We start from the raw sequence: 20,534 nt of genomic DNA, 5'->3' as shown, positions 1-20,534 counted from the left end.
CCCTAAGTCATCAACTGCCGGACGGCGAAAATCAGCGGGGGTGTTCCCATGCGCAAGCAGCCAGGTTTCACTGCCTTTGTCGCCCTGACCGGCGCTTTGGTTCTCACCATGGCGAACGGGGTGGGTGCGCAGACCTACAAGGCCGAGGACATCGTCAAGCATTTCGGGCCTGCCGTGGCGCCCAAGCCCGCCGTGACGCGGGGGCTCTGCGTCGGCACGGAGGCCGAATGCGCCAAGGCCGGGCAGGTCGTCGAGCCGGCCAGGCCGGTCAGCGCCTTCGATCTCGTCGTGAAGTTCAAATACAATTCCGACGAGCTCGAGCCCGAGGCAAAGCTCAATCTCGACGAGTTCGCCAAGGCGCTGAAGACCCCGCAGCTCTCCAGGCGGACCTTCATGGTCGAGGGGCATACCGATGCCGCCGGCAGCGCCTCCTACAATCTCAACCTGTCGCAGCGCCGCGCTCAGGCCGTGGTGCGCTATCTCGGCGGGCATGGGGTCAACGCCGCCAATCTGGTGGCCAAGGGTTACGGGCAGAGCAAACCGATCGCGGCCGATCCGCTTTCCGGCGACAATCGCCGGGTCGAGACCCGCCTGCGCACCGAGTAAGGCAAGACGAGAAACGGCCGCGGCGATCCCGGCCGTGACCGGGCCGCCGCTCCTGTGAGCGGGGAAAGCGATGGCGGGCCTGAATTTCGCCGAACTGACGAAACCGGTCTCGGCCGAGGAGCCCTGCGGGCCGGATCTCGAGGACGATCTCGATTTCATGAATGCGACGGCGCGGCTCGAGGTTGCGCTGCCGGTTTCGTATTTCCGCCGTGACGACGACGGGCGGCAGATCGCATTCGACCGGACGAGCATCGAGTTTTCCGCCGCTTTCGCCGAGCTCGGCAAGCTGCTGGAGCGTTCGCGCGACCTCAGGCTCTTCGTGCTCGCGGCCAAGCTCACGATCCTCAACCGTGACGTGCCGGGGTTCGCGGCGTGCCTCTCAGCCATGGCCGATCTCCTCGGCACCTATTGGGAGGAGATGCATCCCCGCGCGATGGATGGCGATTTCGTGATGCGGGAGGTCGCCCTGCAGGGGCTCGACGAGTTGGCGACGGTGGTGCTGCCGCTGCAGCATGCGCCGCTCTTCGTCAGCCGGCGGATCGGGCCGTTCATGTTTCGCAGCCAACTCGTGGCGAGCGGCGAGACCAAGCTGGTGGAGGGCGAGCAGCATCCCGATGCGGGCGCGATCCAGGCGGCGCTGGGCGAAGTCGATGCCGACGAGCTTGTCGTGGTGCTCGGCCGGGTGAACGCCGCGCGCGACGCACTCGCGCGCCTGCGAACGGGTTGGCTGGAGAAGGTCGGCGTCGATCATCCCCTCGGCTTTCCGCGCCTGGTGACGCTGCTGGACCAGATCGCCGCGTTTCTCGACGCCGCAGTCGCGCGGCGTGTCCCAGGCCATCAGGCCGCGGGGCCGGAGCCCGCGGCGGCCGTCCCGCAAGGGGCGGCAGCGAACGCCGCAACCTTCAGTCCGGGCAGCGTTTCGAGCATCCTCCATGTGAAGGATACGCTGGCTGCCTGCCTCGGCTACTTTCGCAAAACCGAGCCTTCGAGTCCGGCCGTCCTGCTGATCGGGCAGGCGCAGCAACTGATCGGAAAATCGTTGATCGAGGTCATCCAGATCATGTTCCCCGACCAGGTGGACAAGGCGGTCTTCGAGATCGGCGATCAGCGTCGGTTCCGGCTGCCGCTGGAACGGCTGCCCGCGCCTGACGGCTACGCGGTGGAGAGCGAATACGAAGCCGACGGCGAGGCGGACGAGAGCTACGACGACGGCGCTGACGAGACCGGGGACGGCGATGCCGTGGCGGACGAGGGGGCTGCTGACGGGACTGACGGCGAGGAGGTTGCCGTGGAGGCGGCCGAGGAGCCGGTTTCCGTGCCCAGCCCGGCGTCTTCCACGATGATGATCGGTAGTCGTGCGGAGGCGGTCGGCGCGATGAAGGCGGTCGCCGCTTTCTATCGCCAGGCCGAGCCCTCGCACCCGACGCCGCTCCTGATGGACAAGGCCTGTGCTCTGGCGCAGCATGATTTCATGTCGCTTCTCGGCAACATCCTGCCAGATGTCGTGCCGGTGCCGGAGGCCGACAGCTAGGGAAGTTTTTCGTCATCGCCTTGAACCTCCCGTCGCGATTACGCGACTATATCGATGACGGGTGAAAACGGATAGGATGTCACGTTACGTCGGCGTGGCACGAATGCAGAGGGGCACGTCACATGGCTGGAGATTCTGGACAGAAGTTCATCCGCCGCAACCGGCCGCCTCGGGTCCATATCACCTATGAGGACCCGTACAACGCGGAACAGAAGGTCGAGCTGCCTTTCGTCATGGGCGTGATGGCGGATCTGTCCGGCAACGCCTCGGCGGTCGAGAAGCCCGAGATCTCGCAACGCAAGTTCCTCGACTTCGACATGGACAATTTCGATCAGCGCATGGCCGCGATCGAGCCGGCCGTATCCTTCAACGTGCCCAACAAGCTGGGCGAGGACAGCAACGAGAAGCTCTCGGTCGCGCTGAAATTCTCGAAATTCGAGGATTTCAACCCGGCCGCGATCGCCCGCCAGATCCCGGCGACAGCGAAGCTCCTGGAGGCGCGCGAGCAACTCGCCAACCTGCTGCGCTACATGGACGGCAAGATGGCCGCGAGCGACCAGATCAAGGCGCTGCTGGCCGATCCCCAGCTCATGGCGACGCTGAAGGACAGGCTCGGCAAGGGCGAGCCTTCCGAAGACAAGACGGCGAACTGAGGGCAGGGCGCGGGCCCAGTTCCGGAGAAGTCGGCGCAGGTGCGACGCTCCGAATGGTTTGAAGCGATCCTGCCCGCATGCGGCGGGGTCGGGGCCTGCAGGCGGTTAAGCGAGCGAGGCGGCAATGGCAGCGGAAGCACAAACCCAACAGCCCGGCGGGGCAGCAGTCGAGACGCGCGAAGTCGACGATTTCTCGTCGATCCTGAAGCAGAGTTTCAAGCCCAAGACCGAACGCGCGGCGACCGAGGTCGAGAACGCGGTCGCGACCCTGGTCAACCAGGCGCTGGCGGACCAGAGCCTGATCAAGGGCGACGTCATCGACACGATCGAGGAGATGATCGCCCGGCTCGACGCCAAGCTGACCGAGCAGATGAACGAGGTGCTGCACGCACCCGAATACCAGAAGATCGAAAGTGCCTGGCGCGGCCTCAACTATCTCGTCTTCAACTCGGAGACGGATGCACAGTTGAAGATCAAGGTGATGAACGTCTCCAAGGGCGAGCTTTACCGCAATCTCAAGACCTATCCCGGCGCGCGCTGGGACCAGAGCCCGCTGTTCAAGCAGGTCTACGAGCAGGAATTCGGCCAGCTCGGCGGTCAACCCTTCGGCTGCCTGGTGGGCGACTACCATTTCAGCCATGTCCCGACCGACGTGCAGTTGCTGCGCGATCTGTCGAAGGTGGCAGCGGCGGCACATGCGCCCTTCTTCGCCGGGGCCGACCCGACGCTGATGGGCATGGACACCTGGACGGAGCTGTCGAACCCGCGCGATCTCGGCAAGGTCTTCGATACGCCTGATTATGCGGCCTGGAAGGGCCTGCGCGACGCGGCCGACTCCCGCTATGTCGGCCTGTGCCTGCCGCGTGTTCTGGCCCGGGTGCCCTATGGGGCCAAGTCCGAGCCGGTCGAGGAATTCGCCTTCGAAGAGGATACCGACGGGCACAAGGGCGACAAATACGCGTGGATGAACGCGGCCTATGCCATGGCGGTCAACATCAACCGCGCCTTCAAGGAATATGGCTGGTGCACGCGCATCCGCGGCGTCCAGTCGGGCGGCGAGGTTCTTAACCTGCCGACCCATACCTTCCCGACGGACGATGGCGGCGTCGATCTGAAATGCCCGACCGAGATCGCGATCAGCGACCGGCGCGAGGCGGAGCTGGCGAAGTCCGGCCTGATCCCGCTGATCCATCGCAAGAACACCGACAAGGCCGCCTTCATCGGCGCCCAGTCGCTCTACAAGCCCAAGGCCTTCTCGGGGCCGGACGGCGTGGCGGCCACCGCATCCGACAACCTGTCGGCGCGGCTGCCCTACATGTTCGCGGTCTCGCGCTTCGCGCACTACCTGAAGTGCATGGTTCGCGACAAGATCGGCTCCTACAAGGAAAAGGAGCCGCTGCGCCGCTGGTTGCAGGAGTGGATCACCGACTATGTCGACGGCGATCCGGTCAATTCCAGCGAAGAGACGAAGGCGCGGCGCCCGCTCTCCGATGCGCGCATCGACGTCTTCGAGGACGAGGAGAACCCTGGCTACTACTCGGCCAAGTTCTATCTGCGGCCGCACTTCCAGCTCGAAGGCATGGATATCGGCCTGAGCCTGGTCTCGCGACTGCCAGCTCCCAAGCAGTGACCGTCACCTGAGCAGGTGACGGCGACAACGAGGATTTTCGGCGCGCCGCGCCTTCGACGGCGGCGCGGCGGGAGAGGTGCGTCCATAGCGGGCCCGCATCCGCGAGCCCTCAGCAATTCCTACCCTGGAGGTAACAATGGCTAGCGACTTCCTGCTCGAGATCGATGGCATCAAGGGCGAAAGCAAGGACTCCAAGCACAAGGATACGATCGAGGTCGATTCCTTCTCCTGGGGCATCAGCAATGCGGGCTCGCATGCGTCCAACACGGGCGGCGGCGCCGGCAAGGCGAGCTTCCAGGACATCCATTTCACGTCCTCGGTCGGCAAGGCCTCGACGAACCTTGCGCTGTTCTGCGCCACGGGCAAACACATCAAGAAAGCCGTGCTTTACGTTCGCAAGCAGGGCGACAAGCAGCAGGACTACTACACGCTGACGCTGGAGGACCTGCTGGTCTCAGGCTATCAGTCCGGCGACGCCGCCGGCGGCTCCAGCATCCCGACCGACCAGTTCTCGCTGAATTACGCCAAGATCAAGTACGAGTACAAGCCGCAGAAGGCCGATGGCTCGCTCGATGCGGCGCTGACCATGTCGTATGACATCAAGACCAAGGAAGCCAAGTAAGACGAAGCGTATCGGCTCCGGCCCCGTGCCGGAGCCGATATCTTGCCGATAGCGTGGCAGATCATGGTCGATCCAATCTCGAAGAAGCGGCTGAGACCGCCCTTGATGTTCGCATTCCGGGAGGCGCATCTGGAAAAGGATGCGAAGACCGCGCTCGACCTGAGGGACGAGGGCGGTGAACGCGTGATCGCGCCGCGCCGCGCGGCACCACGGGCGGCGATCACCGAACAGAAGCTGCGCCGCGAGATCGCGCTGGACCTCGACGCCCTGGTCAACACCATCAATCTTGGTTCCTGCCTCGATCTCTCCGAGCTGGAGCATGTGCGCCGCTCGGTGCTGAATCACGGCTTCCCGGACCTGGCGCGGCTCTCGATCGACGAGCATCGCGTCGATGCGATCCGCGAGGACCTCGCCGATGTTCTGGTCGGCTACGAGCCGCGCCTGATCCGAAAATCGGTCGCCGTCGAGCGCGACGAGAGCCTCGACCCGGCCGAGCTCAAGGTTCGCTTCCTCGTTCGCGCCGATCTGAATTGCGAACCGCTGAACATCCCCGTCCAGTTCGTCGCCGATCTCGAACTCGACACCGGCAAGATCGCCATCAAGGGGCGGTGAGGTGGTGGGGCGATGAACCAGGAGTTTCTCGATCTCTACAACCAGGAACTCCGGCTCTTCATGGAGCACAGCAAGGAGTTCGCCGAGGAATATCCGGGCATCGCCGAGCGGCTCGGCGGGCTCGCGGGCGAGCGCATGGACCCGATGGTCGGCGGTCTGCTGGAAGGGGCGGCCTTCCTTGCCGCCCGCGTCCAGCTCAAGCTCCGGCACGAATTTCCCGAATTCACCAACAACCTGATCGAGCAGCTGCTGCCGAACTATCTGGCGCCGACGCCCTCGGCGCTGCTCGCCGGTGTGGTGCCGACCTATTCCGATCCGGCGCTGCGCGAGGGCATGCGGATCGCGCGCGGCTCCTATATCGACGCGACCTATCTGGAACGCGAGCGCCGGGTCGCCTGCCGTTATCGCCTCGGCGGCGACGTCACGCTCTGGCCCTTCGAGATCACCGCGGCCGAATACATCCCGGCGCCGGGACCGTTGCAGGCGCTCGGCCTGCGCACCGGGCCGCGGGCGCTGTCGGGCCTGCGCATCTCGCTGACCCACCGGATGATGGCCGATCGGGAGCAGGAGCCCTCGGCTGCGCAGGCGCTGAAGAACCCGGCGAGCTGGTTCGCCGGCTGCCGCACCCGCGAACTGCCGTTCCATCTGCTCGGCAGCGAAGCGGATGCGGTCGCGCTCTACGAGCAGCTCTTCTCGAACTGCATCGGCATCCATTTCCGCCATCTCGACGAGTTCGGCGATCCCGTGGTGACGCCGGGCGACGGCTGCCGGCTCGAACAGCTCGGCTTCGAGGAGGACGAGGCCTTGCTGCCGGCCGATACGCGCGTCTTCCGCGGCTTCGACCTGCTGCGCGAACTGTTCTGGTTCCCGCGCAAGTTCCTGGGTTTCCGGCTGGAAGGGCTTGCCGGCATCATGCCGAAGCTCAAGGCCAAGTCGGTCGATATCATCTTCGTCTTCGACGAGGTGAACACGCGGCTGCCCGGCGCCGTGCGCAAGGAGATGTTCGCGCTCTACGCGGCGCCGGCGATCAACCTGTTCGAGAAGACGACGGATCGCATCCCGGTCAAGACGAACCAGCACGAGTTCCATGTCGTGCCGGACCGCAGCCGCGTGCTGGACTATGAGCCTCACAGCATCCTCTCGGTGCACGCGCATTATGTCGGCGGGCGCGAGAAGCAGCCGGTCCACCCGCTCTATTCCTCGCCCGAGGGCGCCTCGCCGACGCAGGGGCTGCATTATACGCAGCGCCGCCTGCCGCGTCGCCGCTCCTCGGCCGAGCGCCGGCAGGGCAGGGCGTCCGACTATACCGGCACGGAGATGTTCATCTCGCTGGTCGAGCCGGCCGGGGTGTCAGACACGGCTTCGGTGGCTGAGCTCAGCGTGCGGGCGCTCTGCTCCAACCGGCACCTGACCGAGCATCTGCCGACCGGACAGGGCGGCGCCGATTTCCGCCTGATCGACAATGTCTCGCTCGACATCGCCTGCCTGGCCGGGCCGACGCCGCCGCGCGAGCCAGTCGTTTCCCAGCTCAAGCTGCGCTCGGAGACGGCGAGCACCGGCGTCGTGACCTGGCGGCTGGTCAATCTCATCAGCCTCAATCACCTCGGCCTCGTCCAGCGCGGCGCGGGGGAGAACGGCGAGGCGCTGCGCGAGCTGCTCTCGCTCTTCGCCGATCTCGCCGACAGCGCCACCGAACGGCGCATCCGCGGCATCAAGAGCGTCGACAGCCGCGCGGTCGTGCGCCGCTTCCCGCAGCGGGCAGGGACGGGGGCGGCGCGCGGGCTCGAAATCACCGTGCTGCTCGACGAGAAGGCCTTCGAGGGCTCGGGCGTCTCCCTGCTCGGGGCGGTGCTCGACCGCTTCTTCGCGGAATATGCGGCAATGAACCATTTCACCCAGACGGTGATCCGCACCGTCGAGCGCGGCGAGGTCATGCGCTTTCCGCCGCGCGCCGGTGCGAGGCGCATCCTGTGAGCGAGGAACCCTCCACCCCGCTGGAAAAGGCGCCGAACTACCAGGCGCAGCTCGAGGCCGAGCCCTGGCGCTTCGATTTCTATGCCGTGATGCGCCGGCTGGAGCGCAGTTTTCCGGACCGCCCAAGGGTCGGAGATGTCGTCTCACGGCGCGATGAATATGTCGCGCTGGGCGAACAGCCCTATCTCGGCTTCCCGGCGTCGAGCCTCGCGGAAGCCGATCGCGATGGACAGGGGCGCCTGCGGCTCTTCGTCAAATTCCTCGGCCTGCTCGGCCCGCAGGGGCCATTGCCGTTGGCGACGACCGAGGAAAGTTATCACTGGACACTGGCGCGCGACGACGCCTTCCCGCGCTTCCTCGACATCTTCAACCATCGCTTCCTGCAGCTCTTCTATCGGGCCTGGGCGGATTCGCGGCCGATCGCGCAGCATGACCGGCCCGATCTCGACCGCTTCGCCGCCTATATCGGCAGCATGATCGGGGTGGGCTCGAAGCCTTATCTCCGGCGCGACAGCGTGCCCGATGCCGAGAAACTCGCCCATGCCGGCCTGATCGGCGCGCAGGCGAAATCGGCCTCGCGGCTGCGGCGCTTCCTCGCCGGGCTGTTCAAGGCCGATATCGAGATCGAGCAGTTCACCGGGATGTGGCTGGTCTTCGACCCGGACGACCGGACACGGCTCGGCGGGTCGCATTGCACGCTCGGCGGCGACGCGCTGCTCGGCGGCAGCGTCTACAGCGTCGAGGACAAGTTCCGCGTGAAGATCATCGCCCGCGATCTCCAGCAGTTCGAGCGCTTTCTGCCGAACGGCGATCGCTGCGAGCCGCTGGCGGATGCGGTGTTCTTCCATCTCGGCGAACAGTTCGAGTGGGATGTCGAGCTCGCCCTGCCGGTCGGCGAGGTCAAGCCGGTCCGGCTCGGCCAGTCCGGCCATCTCGGCTGGACGAGCTGGATGGCGCCGAACTGGAATGTCGAGGAGGGCGCCTTGCGCCGCGATGCCCGCTTCCATCCCGCCGAAAGCCTGCGCCTGAAACGAAGCCGCGCCGCGGCCTTCGGATATTGAAGGGGACGACCATGGCCGATATCAGCCTCGAAGCCGTCACAGGCAAGCTCAACCGGGTCGGCTACGACACCTTCCTGCAGGCGCTGCGGCAGGCGAAGGGGGCGGGAAACCGCAATGTCGAGCTGGCGCACTGGCTGCTCCAGATTCTGCAGGGCACCTCGAACGACCTGACGCTGACCGCCGATCACTACAAGCTCGACCGCGCCAAGATGCTGATGGAGCTCGGCGGCGTGGTCGAGGGCTTCCGTCGCAACGAGACGGAGATGCCGGGCATCGCCACCCACATCATCGATATCCTCGACCGTGGCTGGCATTACGCGACCCTATTCTTCGGGGAGACGCAGATCAGGACCGGCCATCTGCTGGTCGCTGCGCTGAAATCGACCGAATTGCGCCGCGTGCTGACCGGGCTCTCCAAGGAATTCTCGAAGATCGCGGTCGAGGAACTGGCCGCAGGCTACGGCAAGATCTGGGAAAGCTCGGAAGAAGAGAACCTGCGGCCGATGGATGGCTCGGGCCTGCGCGCGGCGGGCACGCCGGGCGCCGAACAGGCCGAGGGGGCGAAGGGCACGACCGCGCTCGATCGTTTCTCGCAGGACCTGACCGTCAAGGCCCGCTCCGGCACGATGGACCCGATCCTCGGCCGCGACGACGAAATCCGGCAGGTCATCGACGTGCTGATGCGCCGGCGCCAGAACAACCCGATCCTCACCGGCGAGGCTGGCGTCGGCAAGACCGCGATCGCGGAGGGCTTCGCACAACGCGTCGCTTCCGGTGACGTGCCGCCGCCGCTGCGGGGCGTGCGCGTCTGCGCGCTCGATATCGGCCTGATGCAGGCCGGCGCCTCGATGAAGGGCGAGTTCGAGCAGCGGTTGCGCTCGGTGATTGACGAGGTGCAATCCTCGCCGACGCCGGTGATCCTGTTCATCGACGAGGCGCATACGCTGATCGGAGCCGGCGGGCAGGCCGGCACGGGGGATGCCGCCAACCTGCTGAAGCCGGCGCTTGCACGCGGCACGCTGCGTACCATCGCGGCGACAACGTGGTCGGAATATCGTCAGTATTTCGAGAAGGACCCGGCTCTGACCCGGCGCTTCCAGCCGGTGCAGGTCGACGAGCCCGACGTCGCGCGCTGCTGCACCATGCTGCGCGGGCTGATCGGGCCGATGGAGAAGCACCACAAGGTCCGCATCTCGGATGCGGCGATCGTCGCGGCGGTCTCGCTCTCGCATCGCTATATCCCGGCCCGCCAGCTTCCCGACAAGGCGGTGAGCCTGCTCGACACGGCCTGTGCCCGTGTCGCCATCAGCCAGAGCGCGACTCCGGCCGCGATCGAGGATGCGCGTGTGGCGATCGCCTCGCTGGAGCAGGAGAAGGCAGCGCTGACGGCGGATGCCGATCTTGGCACCGACGCTACCAAGCGGCTCGGTGAGATCGAGGCCGAGATCACTGACCGGCAGGAGAAACTCGCCGCGCTCGAAGGAGCCTGGGCGGGCGAGCTCGCCATCGTCGAGGAGATCAAGGCACTGCGCGCCAAGCTCGGCGAGAAGGCGCCGGGCGGGGAGGCGAAGGCCGATGCCGGCAAGCCGGAAGCGAACGAGAATGTCGCGCCGACACCTGCTGAAGCAGAGATTCCCGCTTCCGAGCCAGCTGCCGATCCCGAAGAATCACGCATCGCACTCAACGCCAAATTCGCGGCGCTGAGCGAGATCGATCCGGCCAACCGGATGATCTATGCCCATGTCGACGAGCAGTCGGTGGCATCCGTCGTCTCGGACTGGACCGGCATCCCGGTCGGCCGGATGGTCAAGGACGAGATCGAGACCGTGCTGAACCTTGCGGAGACGCTGAACAGGCGCGTCGTCGGGCAGGGCCACGGCATCGGCATGATCGCCAAGCGCATCGAGACCAACCGCGCCAGGCTCGACAATCCCAACAAGCCGATCGGCGTGTTCATGCTCTGCGGCCCCTCCGGCGTTGGCAAGACCGAGACGGCGCTGGCGCTGGCGGAGTCGCTCTATGGCGGCGAGCAGAACATCATCACCATCAACATGAGCGAGTTCCAGGAGGCGCATACCGTCTCGACGCTGAAGGGGGCGCCTCCCGGCTATGTCGGTTATGGCGAGGGCGGGCGCCTGACGGAAGCGGTCCGGCGCAAGCCTTATTCGGTGGTGCTGCTCGATGAGGTCGAGAAGGCCCATCCCGATGTGCACGAGTTGTTCTTCCAGGTCTTCGACAAGGGGCAGATGGAGGACGGCACCGGCCGGCGCATCGATTTCAAGAACACGCTGATCATCCTGACCTCGAATGTCGGCACCGACGAGATCATGAGCATGTCGGCGAACGGCGCGGCCAAGCCCGATCCCGAGGCGATGGCGGTGAGCCTCAGGCCGGCGCTGCTCAAGGTCTTCCCGCCGGCGCTGATCGGGCGGCTCGTGACCATCCCCTATTACCCGCTGTCGTCGGACATGCTGGCCGGGATCGTGCGGCTTCAGCTCGGGCGTATCGGCAAGCGGCTCAGCGAGAACCATAAGGCGGCCTTCGTCTACGACGATGCGGTGGTCGAGCACATCGTCGGTCAGTGCAACGACCCGGATTCGGGCGGGCGCATGATCGACAACATCATCACCAACTCGATGCTGCCGGCGCTCTCCCGCGCCATCCTCAATTTGCAGCTGGAGAAGAAGCCGCTGACCGAGGCGAAGGTCTCGGTCGAAGAGGGGCAGTTCGCCTATCAGGTGGCCTGAACCGCATTCCGAAACATCGCGGCGAGGAGAACGCCCATGGTGCCGGATCCGAGCAACCCGACCGATATCGCCAACGCCTCGCCGTCGCCCGCCGACTGGGTCGATCGCTATTGGAACGTGCCCGTCGGCGACACCACGGTGTCGATCAACAAATACATGATCGGCATCCACAATGCCGATGCGGGCGCGACCAAGCGTAACCTCGTCATGCAGGAAGCGGCGAAGCGGAAGCTCGCCGTCGACAAGAAGGCCTTCAACCGCGCCAGCATGGGCAAGGTCAGCCCCGACGATTGCGAGCATATCCTCAATCTCGCGCTCGATACCGGCAAGGCGACGGAAGGCACGATCCAGGCCTGGGCCGACCAGAGCCTCGGTGTCGATTGCACCGGATTCGTCGTCGCCTATTACAGCGAACTGAGCCGGATCAGCCTCGACAAGTATTCGGGCGGTGCAAGTTGCCCGTTCCTGGTCGGGGCCGCCAAGAAGGGCAAGCCGCCCGGCCTGCCCAGCGCCCTGATCTGGGACTTCGACGACATCAGGACCGGCGACATGGTCGTCTGGATGACCGACAAGATGCTGGAAACCCGCAAGCCCGGCCATATCGCGCTGGTATCCTATGCCAACGTCGTACCAGACGCGGTGCTGATCGCGCATTCGAACGGCGCCAATGACGGTTCCGGCCATTTCGGCCCGAAGCACGGCCGGCTCGGCTGGGACGGGGTCAAGACTGGCGGCAACGGCAAGTACATTCAGGTCGACGGCACCGGCAAGGTCATCGTCGTGCGTCCACCGGCCTGGATTCCGTGAGCGGGGCTATACCGCTTCGGCCGTTGCCTCTCGCTGCATGAAATCGTCGAGCGCTTCGCTCTCGGCCCTGGAAAGCCGCAGGCCCAGCTTGCCACGGCGCCAGAGCACGTCCTGCGCGCGGCGCGCCCATTCCGCCTTGATCAGATAGCGAACCTCGCACTCGTAGAGGTCCGCGCCGAAATGGCGGCCGAGATCGCTGGTGTTCTTCGCGTCGCCGAGGATGTCGCGGGCGCGGGTGCCATAGGCGTGGGCAATCCGCGTCATGGTGCGGCGTTCGAGCCAAGGATAGGCTGCGGCAATCTCACCGACCAGCTCGTCGAAGCCGCCGACCGGGAAATCGCCGCCGGGCAGGGCGCCTGTCACCGTCCATTCGGCGCGGGCGGCCCAGGGCGCAAGCGGCGCCAGCTTCGCGATCGCGGCCTCGGCGAGGCGGCGATAGGTCGTGATCTTGCCGCCGAAGACCGAAAGCAGCGGCGCCTCGCCTTCGGGGGCGTCGAGGGTCAGCACGTAGTCGCGCGTCGCCTCCTGCGCCTTGGAGGCGCCGTCGTCATAGAGTGGGCGCACGCCCGAATAGGTCCAGACCACTGATTCCGGCGTGACGGGCTGGCGGAAATACTCGCTTGCGGCGGCGCAGAGATAGGCGATCTCGCCCGGCGTCGCGACGACGTCGGCCGGATCGCCGTGGTAGTCGCGATCGGTCGTGCCGATCAGCGTGAAATCCTGCTCGTAGGGAATGGCGAAGATGATCCGCCCGTCCGCATTCTGGAAGATGTAGCAGCGGTCATGGTCGTAGAGTTTGGGCACGACGATATGGCTGCCCTGGACCATTCGGACGCCGGCCTTGGCATTGGTATGGATGACGCCGTTCAGGACCTCGCCGACCCAGGGGCCGGCGGCATTGACGAGCGTGCGCGCCCAGATCGTCTGACGGCCTTCGGGACCATCTGTCTCAAGTTGCCAGAGGCCATGTTCGCGCCGCGCCGCGGTGACTTGGGTGCGCGTGTGGATCGCGGCGCCACGCACCGCGGCGTCCATCGCGTTGAGCACGACGAGGCGTGCGTCCTCGACCCAGCAATCTGAATATTCGAAGGCCTTGGCCTGATCGTCCTTGAGCGGCTTGCCGACGGCGTCATGGGCAAGATCGAGGGTGCGCGTCGCGGGCAGTAGCTTGCGGCCGCCGATATGGTCGTAGAGGAACAGGCCGAGCCTGAGCAGCCAGGCCGGGCGAAGCCCCTTGTGATGCGGCAGCACGAAGCGCAACGGGCGGATGATATGTGGCGCGATCGCCCAGAGCCGCTCGCGCTCCATCAGGGCCTCGCGCACCAGCCGGAATTTGTAATGCTCGAGATAGCGCAGGCCGCCATGGATCAGCTTGGTCGAGCGCGAGGAGGTGGCGCTGGCGAGATCGTCCTTCTCGAACAGGACGACCGAGGCGCCGCGCCCGGCTGCGTCACGTGCGATTCCGCAGCCGTTGATGCCGCCGCCGATGACGGCGAGGTCGCAGGGCGTGGCGGGGTCGGCGCCGAAGCCGGCTAAGGGGAAGGTCGTTTCGGAAGCCATGCGCGTCTTCTGGAAGGCTGAAAGGCTGAGGTCGATGGCGCTATCCAATCCCGGCCGAGGCGCCGCCACAAGCCTGCTCCTGCGGTCAATTCAGACGGGATGTCAATTCGCGTGGCTTGACGCGAAGGTCGCGAGGCCGGAACAGGACATCCGGGCAGGGCATGGCGGCAGGATGAGCCAGTCGGTGGATCGAGAGTGCGGGAAGCCGTTCCCGGAGCGGGCAGAGGCGGCCTTCCGGACGATGCTGGAATTCGCCGGCGCCACGATCCTGGCTGCTCTGTTTCTCGTGGTCATGGCCGCCGTCCTGCAGCGCTATCTGTTCGGTGGCGGCTTCGTCTGGTCGGACGAGCTCGCGATCTGGCTGCATCTGGCGCTGATTGCGATCTGCGCGCCGCTCGCCGTCACCGGCACGCTGGCGATGCGGCTCGACGTGCTGGTCAGATTGCTGCCGGCGATACCGCAGCGGATTGCGGCCGTGCTGGCTGATGCGATCGCGTTTCACGGTGCCCTGGTGCTGGCGGCCGGAGGAGCAGGTGTCGTCGCGCTCGTCGGCGGTCATTCCACCGTGCTCGGTCTGCCGGAAGCCCTGCGCTTTGCCGTTTTCGCCTGCGGCGGGGGGCTGACGATCCTGGCGCTGTTCCTGCGCGCAGGACTGGAACGAGGCTGGGCGGGCGCGGTCGCCGCGCTCATGCTCGGCGGTTGCCTTTACGGGGCAGCGCAACTCTCCTTCGACCTGTTCCCGACGCCGAGTCTTGTGGCGGCGCTCGTCGCGGGCGTGGGGCTGCTGCTCGGCGCGCCACTGCCCTTCGCCTTGCTGGCCGGCGTCTCGCTGACGGGGCCGTTCGGCGGACTGATGCCGGAGCCTGCGATCGTGCAGACCATGGTCGGCGGCGTTGGCAAGTTCCTGCTGCTGGCGATTCCCTTCTTCCTGCTCGCGGGCGAACTGCTGACCGAGGGCGGGCTCGCCGAGCGCCTCATCCGCTTCGCCGCAACGCTCGTCGGGCATTTGCGGGCGGGGCTCGCGCAGACGGCACTGGTCGCGAGCGTGCTGTTCTCGGGGGCGTCCGGCTCGTCGGTGGCGAATGCCGCCTTCGGGGCCAAGGTCATGGCGCCGACGCTGGTGGCGCGTGGCTATCCGCCGGCCAATGCGGCGGCGATCGTCGCCGGCGTCTCGATGCTCGACAACATCATCCCGCCCTCGATTGCCTTCCTGATCCTGGCAAGCGCGACCAATCTCTCGGTCGGCTCGCTGCTGGTCGGGGGCTTCGTTGCCGGCGGCGTGCTGGCGCTGGCCCTGGCGATCGGCATCCATCTCAGCGCCCGCGGCGTCGTCGATAGCGCGCCCAAGGCCAGTGCGGCCGAGCGGGGCAAGGCACTTGTCGGCGCCATTCCCGCGATCGGGCTCGGCGTCGTCGTGGTCGTCGGCATCCGCTTCGGCGTGGTGACGGTGACGGAGGCTTCGGCGCTGGCCGTTGCCTATGCCGTCATCGCCTGCCTCGCGCTGCGCAGCCTGAATATGCGCGGCGTGCTGGCCGCCTTGCGCAAATCGGCGGCGGAGGCGGCGGCGATCGGGTTGCTGATCGGCGCCTCGGCGCCCTTCGCCTTCCTGCTCGCGGTCGACCGGGTCTCCGAACAGATGGCCGGGCTCGTTACGCTGTTCGGTGCCGGGCCCTATGCCGTGATGCTGCTCGCCAATCTGGTGCTGCTGATCGCGGGGCTCTTCCTCGATATCGGCGCGGCGATCCTGCTCCTGGCGCCGCTGCTGCTGCCGGTCGCGGTCGCGGCGGGACTGGACCCGATCCAGTTCGGCGTGGTGCTCGTCGTCAACCTGATGATCCATGGGCTGACGCCACCGCTCGGCATCCTCGTCTATGTCGTCAGCGGCATCATGCGCGTGCCGGCGGGAGCGGTTTTCCGGGCTGTCCTGCCCCTGCTCGGCGTGCTGCTGGCGGCGCTCATGGTGCTGTCGCTGGGCATGGCTGCGTGGCCCGCGCTTGCGCCGGGGCTCAAGGCACTGTTCTGATGCGGGTTCCTTCGCCCGGCGCCCGCGCCGTTCCATGCCTACGCCGAGAGCCGGCCCGGACTTCGATATGATCTTCACCGATATCGCGACGCGAACCTACAACCACGGTTGGCGGCTCGACCCGATCATCCGCAGCCTGCTCGACACGGATTTCTACAAGCTTCTGATGCTGCAGATGATCAGGGCCTTCCACCCTGACGTGCAGGTCACCTTCTCACTGATCAACCGCTCGAAGCATATCCGGCTCGCCGATATCGTCGACGAGAGCGAGCTCAGGGCACAGCTCGATCATGCCCGCTCGCTGCGCTTCACCAAGAACGAGCTGATCTGGCTGTCCGGCAACAGTTTCTACGGCAAGACGCAGATGTTCTCGCCGGAATTCATGGCCTGGCTCGCCGAGTTCCAGTTGCCCGAATACGACTTGCGCAAGGTCGACGGGCAGTACGAACTGCATTTCGATGGACCCTGGACACACAGCACGATGTGGGAGGTCCCGGCGCTGGCGATCATCAACGAGCTGAGGGCGCGGCGCGTCATGCTCGGCCAGAAGCGTTTCTCGCTCGACGTACTCTATGCGCGCGCCAAGGCGAAGATGTGGGACAAGGTCGAGCGACTGCAGAAGCTGCCGAATCTCAAGCTCTCCGATTTCGGCACGCGGCGGCGTCATGGCCATCTCTGGCAGCGCTGGTGCGTCGAAGCGCTGAAGGAGGGGCTGGGATCGGCCTTTACCGGCACCTCGAACGTGCTGCTGGCGATGGATGCCGATCTCGAGGCGATCGGCACCAACGCACACGAACTACCGATGGTGCTGGCCGCGCTAGCCGATTCGGACGAGGATCTGCTGCGTGCGCCCTATCGCGTCCTCGACGAATGGCGCCAGGTCTATGGCGGCAACCTGCTGATCGCGCTGCCGGATGCCTTCGGCTCGCAGAGCTTCCTGCGCCATGCGCCGGACTGGGTTGCCGACTGGACAGGCTTCCGCCCCGACAGCGCGCCGCCCATCCCGGCTGGCGAGGCCATCATGGCCTGGTGGCGCGAACGTGGACGCGATCCGCGCGAGAAGATGCTGGTCTTTTCCGACGGGCTCGATGTCGAGGCGATCGAGCGCGTCTACCATCATTTCGACGGCAGGGTCCGCATGGCTTTCGGCTGGGGCACGGACCTGACCAACGATCTCGTCGGCTGCTCGCCTGACGGTTCGCGCGCGCTCGACCCGATCTCGCTGGTCTGCAAGGTCACCAGGGCGAATGGACGCCCGGCCGTGAAGCTCTCCGACAATTCGGAGAAGGTCTCGGGCGATCCGGAGATGGTGAAGCGCTACCGGCGGGTGTTCCAGTAAGCCGTTGCGCCGTGGACCTTACGGGGTGAGGCCGAGGAAGGCGAAGGGCTTCGCCGCCGCGAACCTGTCCGTAGCGTCGCCGGCATAGACATGGTCCTGGTCGGGGCCGAGATCGAGCTTGCGGGTGCCCGCCGTCGTCGCGAAGTCGATCTTCTTTAGGTCGACCCAGAAGGTGTTCGGTGTCAGCGCGGATTCGAAGAAATAGAGCTTGCGCGCGTGGTCGACGACCGTGCGCCAGCGTGTCGAGGAGATGTTGGGCTGATCCGGCGTGTTCAGCCCGAAGGGCACGGACACGTTGCGGATCACGCTGAAGACGCTGGCGACGGCACGGTTCGGGTCCTCGAATTTCGGGATCGCGTTCGCGTAGAAGGAAGCGCGTACGAAGCGGTCCGCGGCTCTGTTCGTGCCGGGCAGCATCACTGTGCCGCCGATCTGCTCCCAGTAAGAGGCAAGCGCGAGCTGCTTGTCGAAGGTCGGCGAGTTGGTCATCACCTGATAGCGGCGGTCGTGGTGGATGACCTGTTTTCCGCCGATATATTCGACGATCGCGCTGTCGCCTGTCGCGTCGGACATCGAGAGATGCAGCGTGGCCAGTCGCGTTTCGCCCGGCACGGCATCGGTGATGATCGTGAATGGCTCCCGACGCAGTGCTTCGACGGCCTCGGCGACCGTGCCGAAATTGTCGAGGACGTATTGCGCCCAGGCAGCGATCGTGAGGCCGGGCTTCGAGCCAGCGTCGAACTTCGGATACTCGGATTCGACGAGCCATAGCAGGTTGGCGGAAAGCCCGGCCTCGTTGACGCCGTCCGTCGTCGAGATGTCGTAGCCCGAGGCGATGACGCTGCCGTATTTCGCCGTCCACCGGATCGAGTTCGGGCCGGCTTCGCCGGTGCGTTCGACCCCGCGCGGCAGGATCCAGAGATTGGTCGCGACATCGCTCTTCCAATCCATCGAACGTGCCGTCACCACCCGCCCGCTCGCGCCGAGATAGACCAGCCGCGTACAGGCTTCGGCGGCCGTCTGTGCGATCAGGCCAGCGGCGAAGGCGAATGCCGCCAGATGGCCGCCAATACGGCGATATGCTCGGGTCATCTGCTTTTCCTGGGATCTAAATCCAGGGCAGTTTCGCGATTCTCCGGGCGGCGGAACTGCTCTAGATTGCTGCATTGTTGCATGACCTTGATGTGAGCCGGTGTCCGGTTCACTCGAAAATGCTCTAGAATCGCATGGTCAGGCCGACAGCCGGGCCGTGCTGGGTCACATCCCAGCGGAAGCGGTTTCGCCCGGTGAAGTCGTCCGCTGTATAGTTCTGGTAGATCGCGCGGTAGCCTGCCCGCAAGGTCGTTTCACGGCCGAGCAGCAGCGTCCGGTAGCCGAGATAGGCCTGTGCGTGGAAGCTGTACTGGGATGTGCCGGTTCCGCCAGCGTCTGCTTCGGCGAGCAGATTCCAGCGATCTGTCAGATCCGCATTGATCCTGAGGCCGACGAAAGGGTCGTACCATCCGGACGCCTTGCCGAAACCGAGACCGGCCAAGCCGACATGGCCGGAAAGCCTTGTCCAGCGAACGCCGGCCGTCGGCTCGAAGGAGAGCGTCCTGGGGCGGCCGAAGACCGTCGTTCCACCCAGTTCGGTTTCGTAGAGCTTGAAGAAGGCTCCGGCCGAGAGCCGGGTGGTGGCGACGCCAAGCGAGATGCGGTGGGCCAGCAGATGCTTGCTCTGGCTGGTCTCGACGTATTGCCCGTCGAGATAGAACCCGAAGCGGCCATTGGTGACCTCGGCGTTCCCCATCACGGCGAGGTCGAGTTCGTCGAGAATATCGGAGAAGGGCACGTCGATGCTCGTGCTGATGCCGGCAAGCGAGCCCTTGCCCTTCAGAGATGCTCCCCAGGCATAGGGGCTGACGAGAAGAGCCCATTCCGGAGCGGGATTCGATGGTCGCGCCTGTTCCAGAGCAGTCGCTGGCCCGTTCCAGGCAATGCTCAGCAAGGCCACGCCGCGCCAGAAACCCCTCATTGTTCGCCGAACCATCCTGCCCCCCTCGTTACGCTGCGGGGACCTTACCCATGCGGGGGCGCGGTGCAAGCTGGCGAAGGCGACGTCGTTGTCTGTGCCGGCCGGGTGTTATCGTCGCGGGCTCGCGCGGGCGGGACTTAAGGCGCGACCAATCTTGCATCGCCGCGCAAAAACCACTAATGCGACCGCGTTATGGCCAAAGAGAAGTTTGCGCGGAACAAGCCGCACTGCAACATTGGAACGATTGGTCACGTTGACCATGGCAAGACGTCTCTGACGGCTGCGATCACGAAGGTTCTGGCCGAGGCTGGCGGAGCGTCTTTCACGGCGTATGACCAGATTGACAAGGCTCCGGAGGAGAAGGCGCGCGGGATCACGATCTCGACGTCGCATGTGGAGTACGAGACGGCTGCGCGCCACTATGCGCATGTGGACTGCCCCGGGCACGCCGACTATGTGAAGAACATGATCACGGGCGCTGCGCAGATGGACGGCGCGATCCTTGTTGTTTCGTCGGCTGACGGCCCGATGCCGCAGACGCGCGAGCACATCCTCCTGGCGCGCCAGGTCGGCGTTCCGGCGCTTGTTGTGTTCATGAACAAGGTCGATCTTGTCGACGACGCCGAGCTTCTGGAGCTCGTCGAGATGGAGATCCGCGAGCTTCTGTCGAAGTACGATTTCCCTGGCGACGACATTCCGATCACCAAGGGCTCGGCGAAGGCTGCGCTTGACAACGTCACGCCGGAGATCGGCCGCGACGCGGTGATCGCGCTGATGCAGACGGTCGACGACTACATCCCGCAGCCTGAGCGCCCGATCGACCAGCCGTTCCTGATGCCGGTTGAGGACGTGTTCTCGATTTCGGGCCGCGGCACGGTTGTGACCGGGCGCGTCGAGCGCGGCATCGTGAAGGTCGGCGAGGAAATCGAGATCGTCGGCCTGAAGGACACGGTGAAGACGACCGTGACGGGCGTGGAGATGTTCCGCAAGCTTCTGGACCAGGGCCAGGCCGGCGACAACATCGGCGCGCTGCTGCGCGGCACGAAGCGCGAGGACGTCGAGCGCGGCCAGGTGCTGTGCAAGCCGGGTTCGGTGAAGCCGCACACGAAGTTCAAGGCCGAGGCCTACATCCTGACGAAGGAAGAGGGTGGCCGTCACACGCCGTTCTTCGCCAACTACCGCCCGCAGTTCTACTTCCGCACGACGGACGTGACCGGCGTGGTCTCGCTGCCCGAGGGCACGGAGATGGTGATGCCGGGCGACAACATCTCGATGGAGGTGACGCTGATCGCCCCGATCGCGATGGAAGAGAAGCTGCGCTTCGCCATCCGCGAAGGCGGCCGCACCGTCGGCGC

Annotated in this window: 16 protein-coding genes; 13 read left to right on the top strand and 3 right to left on the bottom strand. The window is 65.8% G+C overall.

The window, feature by feature from the left end; all coding sequences use genetic code 11:
- Positions 1-48 precede the first annotated feature (48 nt).
- The 10 genes from J0I42_RS23275 (at position 49) to J0I42_RS23230 (ending at position 12,243) form a co-directional block, all read left to right on the top strand.
- Positions 49-606 (top strand): OmpA family protein, encoded by a 558-nt coding sequence (locus J0I42_RS23275; protein ID WP_291658494.1) that lies wholly within the window; start codon positions 49-51, stop codon positions 604-606.
- Between the two features lie 70 nt (positions 607-676).
- Positions 677-2,137 (top strand): type VI secretion system protein TssA, encoded by a 1,461-nt coding sequence (locus J0I42_RS23270; protein ID WP_291658492.1) that lies wholly within the window; start codon positions 677-679, stop codon positions 2,135-2,137.
- A 122-nt stretch (positions 2,138-2,259) separates the two neighbouring features.
- The gene (gene tssB, locus J0I42_RS23265) at positions 2,260-2,790 is read left to right on the top strand and encodes a type VI secretion system contractile sheath small subunit (RefSeq protein ID WP_291658490.1); all 531 of its coding nucleotides are present in this window, start codon (positions 2,260-2,262) and stop codon (positions 2,788-2,790) included.
- Positions 2,791-2,914: 124 nt separating this feature from the next.
- Positions 2,915-4,420 carry a type VI secretion system contractile sheath large subunit gene (tssC, locus tag J0I42_RS23260; RefSeq protein ID WP_291658489.1) on the top strand — a complete coding sequence of 502 codons (1,506 nt, stop codon included), beginning with the start codon at positions 2,915-2,917 and terminating at the stop codon, positions 4,418-4,420.
- 136 nt (positions 4,421-4,556) lie between these two features.
- Positions 4,557-5,042, top strand: a complete 486-nt coding sequence (locus J0I42_RS23255) for an Hcp family type VI secretion system effector (protein WP_291658487.1) — start codon at positions 4,557-4,559, stop codon at positions 5,040-5,042.
- 105 nt (positions 5,043-5,147) lie between these two features.
- Positions 5,148-5,654: a type VI secretion system baseplate subunit TssE gene (locus J0I42_RS23250; RefSeq protein ID WP_291658508.1), complete on the top strand. Its 507-nt coding sequence runs from the start codon at positions 5,148-5,150 to the stop codon at positions 5,652-5,654.
- A gap of 12 nt (positions 5,655-5,666) precedes the next feature.
- Entirely contained in the window at positions 5,667-7,628 is a 1,962-nt protein-coding gene (tssF, locus tag J0I42_RS23245) for a type VI secretion system baseplate subunit TssF (RefSeq protein ID WP_291658484.1), read from the top strand.
- A gap of 89 nt (positions 7,629-7,717) precedes the next feature.
- Positions 7,718-8,689 carry a type VI secretion system baseplate subunit TssG gene (gene tssG / locus J0I42_RS23240; protein ID WP_291658506.1) on the top strand — a complete coding sequence of 324 codons (972 nt, stop codon included), beginning with the start codon at positions 7,718-7,720 and terminating at the stop codon, positions 8,687-8,689.
- An 11-nt stretch (positions 8,690-8,700) separates the two neighbouring features.
- Positions 8,701-11,436, top strand: coding sequence for a type VI secretion system ATPase TssH (gene tssH / locus J0I42_RS23235; RefSeq protein WP_291658482.1), 2,736 nt, complete (start codon positions 8,701-8,703; stop codon positions 11,434-11,436).
- Positions 11,437-11,472: 36 nt separating this feature from the next.
- Positions 11,473-12,243 carry a hypothetical protein gene (locus tag J0I42_RS23230; protein ID WP_291658480.1) on the top strand — a complete coding sequence of 257 codons (771 nt, stop codon included), beginning with the start codon at positions 11,473-11,475 and terminating at the stop codon, positions 12,241-12,243.
- A 6-nt stretch (positions 12,244-12,249) separates the two neighbouring features.
- On the opposite strand, the gene glpD is transcribed toward J0I42_RS23230, so the two are convergent.
- Positions 12,250-13,803 carry a glycerol-3-phosphate dehydrogenase gene (gene glpD / locus J0I42_RS23225; protein WP_291658478.1) on the bottom strand — a complete coding sequence of 518 codons (1,554 nt, stop codon included), beginning with the start codon at positions 13,801-13,803 and terminating at the stop codon, positions 12,250-12,252.
- A 172-nt stretch (positions 13,804-13,975) separates the two neighbouring features.
- On the opposite strand from glpD, the gene J0I42_RS23220 reads away from it, so the two are divergent.
- Both J0I42_RS23220 and pncB read left to right on the top strand, forming a co-directional pair.
- Positions 13,976-15,826 carry a TRAP transporter large permease gene (locus J0I42_RS23220; protein WP_291658476.1) on the top strand — a complete coding sequence of 617 codons (1,851 nt, stop codon included), beginning with the start codon at positions 13,976-13,978 and terminating at the stop codon, positions 15,824-15,826.
- Positions 15,827-15,893: 67 nt separating this feature from the next.
- Positions 15,894-17,165: a nicotinate phosphoribosyltransferase gene (gene pncB / locus J0I42_RS23215; protein WP_291658475.1), complete on the top strand. Its 1,272-nt coding sequence runs from the start codon at positions 15,894-15,896 to the stop codon at positions 17,163-17,165.
- An 18-nt stretch (positions 17,166-17,183) separates the two neighbouring features.
- Here pncB and J0I42_RS23210 read toward each other — a convergent pair whose 3' ends face one another.
- Positions 17,184-18,257 carry a linear amide C-N hydrolase gene (locus tag J0I42_RS23210; RefSeq protein WP_291658474.1) on the bottom strand — a complete coding sequence of 358 codons (1,074 nt, stop codon included), beginning with the start codon at positions 18,255-18,257 and terminating at the stop codon, positions 17,184-17,186.
- Positions 18,258-18,381: 124 nt separating this feature from the next.
- Positions 18,382-19,179: a porin family protein gene (locus J0I42_RS23205; protein ID WP_291658472.1), complete on the bottom strand. Its 798-nt coding sequence runs from the start codon at positions 19,177-19,179 to the stop codon at positions 18,382-18,384.
- A gap of 192 nt (positions 19,180-19,371) precedes the next feature.
- Here J0I42_RS23205 and tuf point away from each other — a divergent pair.
- On the top strand, positions 19,372-20,534 hold a 1,163-nt coding region (gene tuf, locus J0I42_RS23200; RefSeq protein ID WP_291658470.1), incomplete at its 3' end, for an elongation factor Tu.

Origin of the sequence: Allobosea sp. (genome assembly GCF_017308015.1) — a bacterium.
Classification (GTDB): domain Bacteria; phylum Pseudomonadota; class Alphaproteobacteria; order Rhizobiales; family Beijerinckiaceae; genus Allobosea.
The sequence above is the reverse complement of the archived record's forward strand: the minus strand, read 5'-3'. Positions and strand labels throughout refer to the sequence as shown.

Bases quoted from the DNA above. Each gene is read 5' to 3' on its own strand.
- J0I42_RS23275 (WP_291658494.1), top strand. From the start codon at position 49: ATGCGCAAGCAGCCAGGTTTCACTGCCTTTGTCGCCCTGACCGGCGCT.
- J0I42_RS23270 (WP_291658492.1), top strand. From the start codon at position 677: ATGGCGGGCCTGAATTTCGCCGAACTGACGAAACCGGTCTCGGCCGAG.
- tssB (WP_291658490.1), top strand. From the start codon at position 2,260: ATGGCTGGAGATTCTGGACAGAAGTTCATCCGCCGCAACCGGCCGCCT.
- tssC (WP_291658489.1), top strand. From the start codon at position 2,915: ATGGCAGCGGAAGCACAAACCCAACAGCCCGGCGGGGCAGCAGTCGAG.
- J0I42_RS23255 (WP_291658487.1), top strand. From the start codon at position 4,557: ATGGCTAGCGACTTCCTGCTCGAGATCGATGGCATCAAGGGCGAAAGC.
- J0I42_RS23250 (WP_291658508.1), top strand. From the start codon at position 5,148: ATGTTCGCATTCCGGGAGGCGCATCTGGAAAAGGATGCGAAGACCGCG.
- tssF (WP_291658484.1), top strand. From the start codon at position 5,667: ATGAACCAGGAGTTTCTCGATCTCTACAACCAGGAACTCCGGCTCTTC.
- tssG (WP_291658506.1), top strand. From the start codon at position 7,718: ATGCGCCGGCTGGAGCGCAGTTTTCCGGACCGCCCAAGGGTCGGAGAT.
- tssH (WP_291658482.1), top strand. From the start codon at position 8,701: ATGGCCGATATCAGCCTCGAAGCCGTCACAGGCAAGCTCAACCGGGTC.
- J0I42_RS23230 (WP_291658480.1), top strand. From the start codon at position 11,473: ATGGTGCCGGATCCGAGCAACCCGACCGATATCGCCAACGCCTCGCCG.
- glpD (WP_291658478.1), bottom strand. From the start codon at position 13,803: ATGGCTTCCGAAACGACCTTCCCCTTAGCCGGCTTCGGCGCCGACCCC.
- J0I42_RS23220 (WP_291658476.1), top strand. From the start codon at position 13,976: ATGAGCCAGTCGGTGGATCGAGAGTGCGGGAAGCCGTTCCCGGAGCGG.
- pncB (WP_291658475.1), top strand. From the start codon at position 15,894: ATGATCTTCACCGATATCGCGACGCGAACCTACAACCACGGTTGGCGG.
- J0I42_RS23210 (WP_291658474.1), bottom strand. From the start codon at position 18,257: ATGACCCGAGCATATCGCCGTATTGGCGGCCATCTGGCGGCATTCGCC.
- J0I42_RS23205 (WP_291658472.1), bottom strand. From the start codon at position 19,179: ATGAGGGGTTTCTGGCGCGGCGTGGCCTTGCTGAGCATTGCCTGGAAC.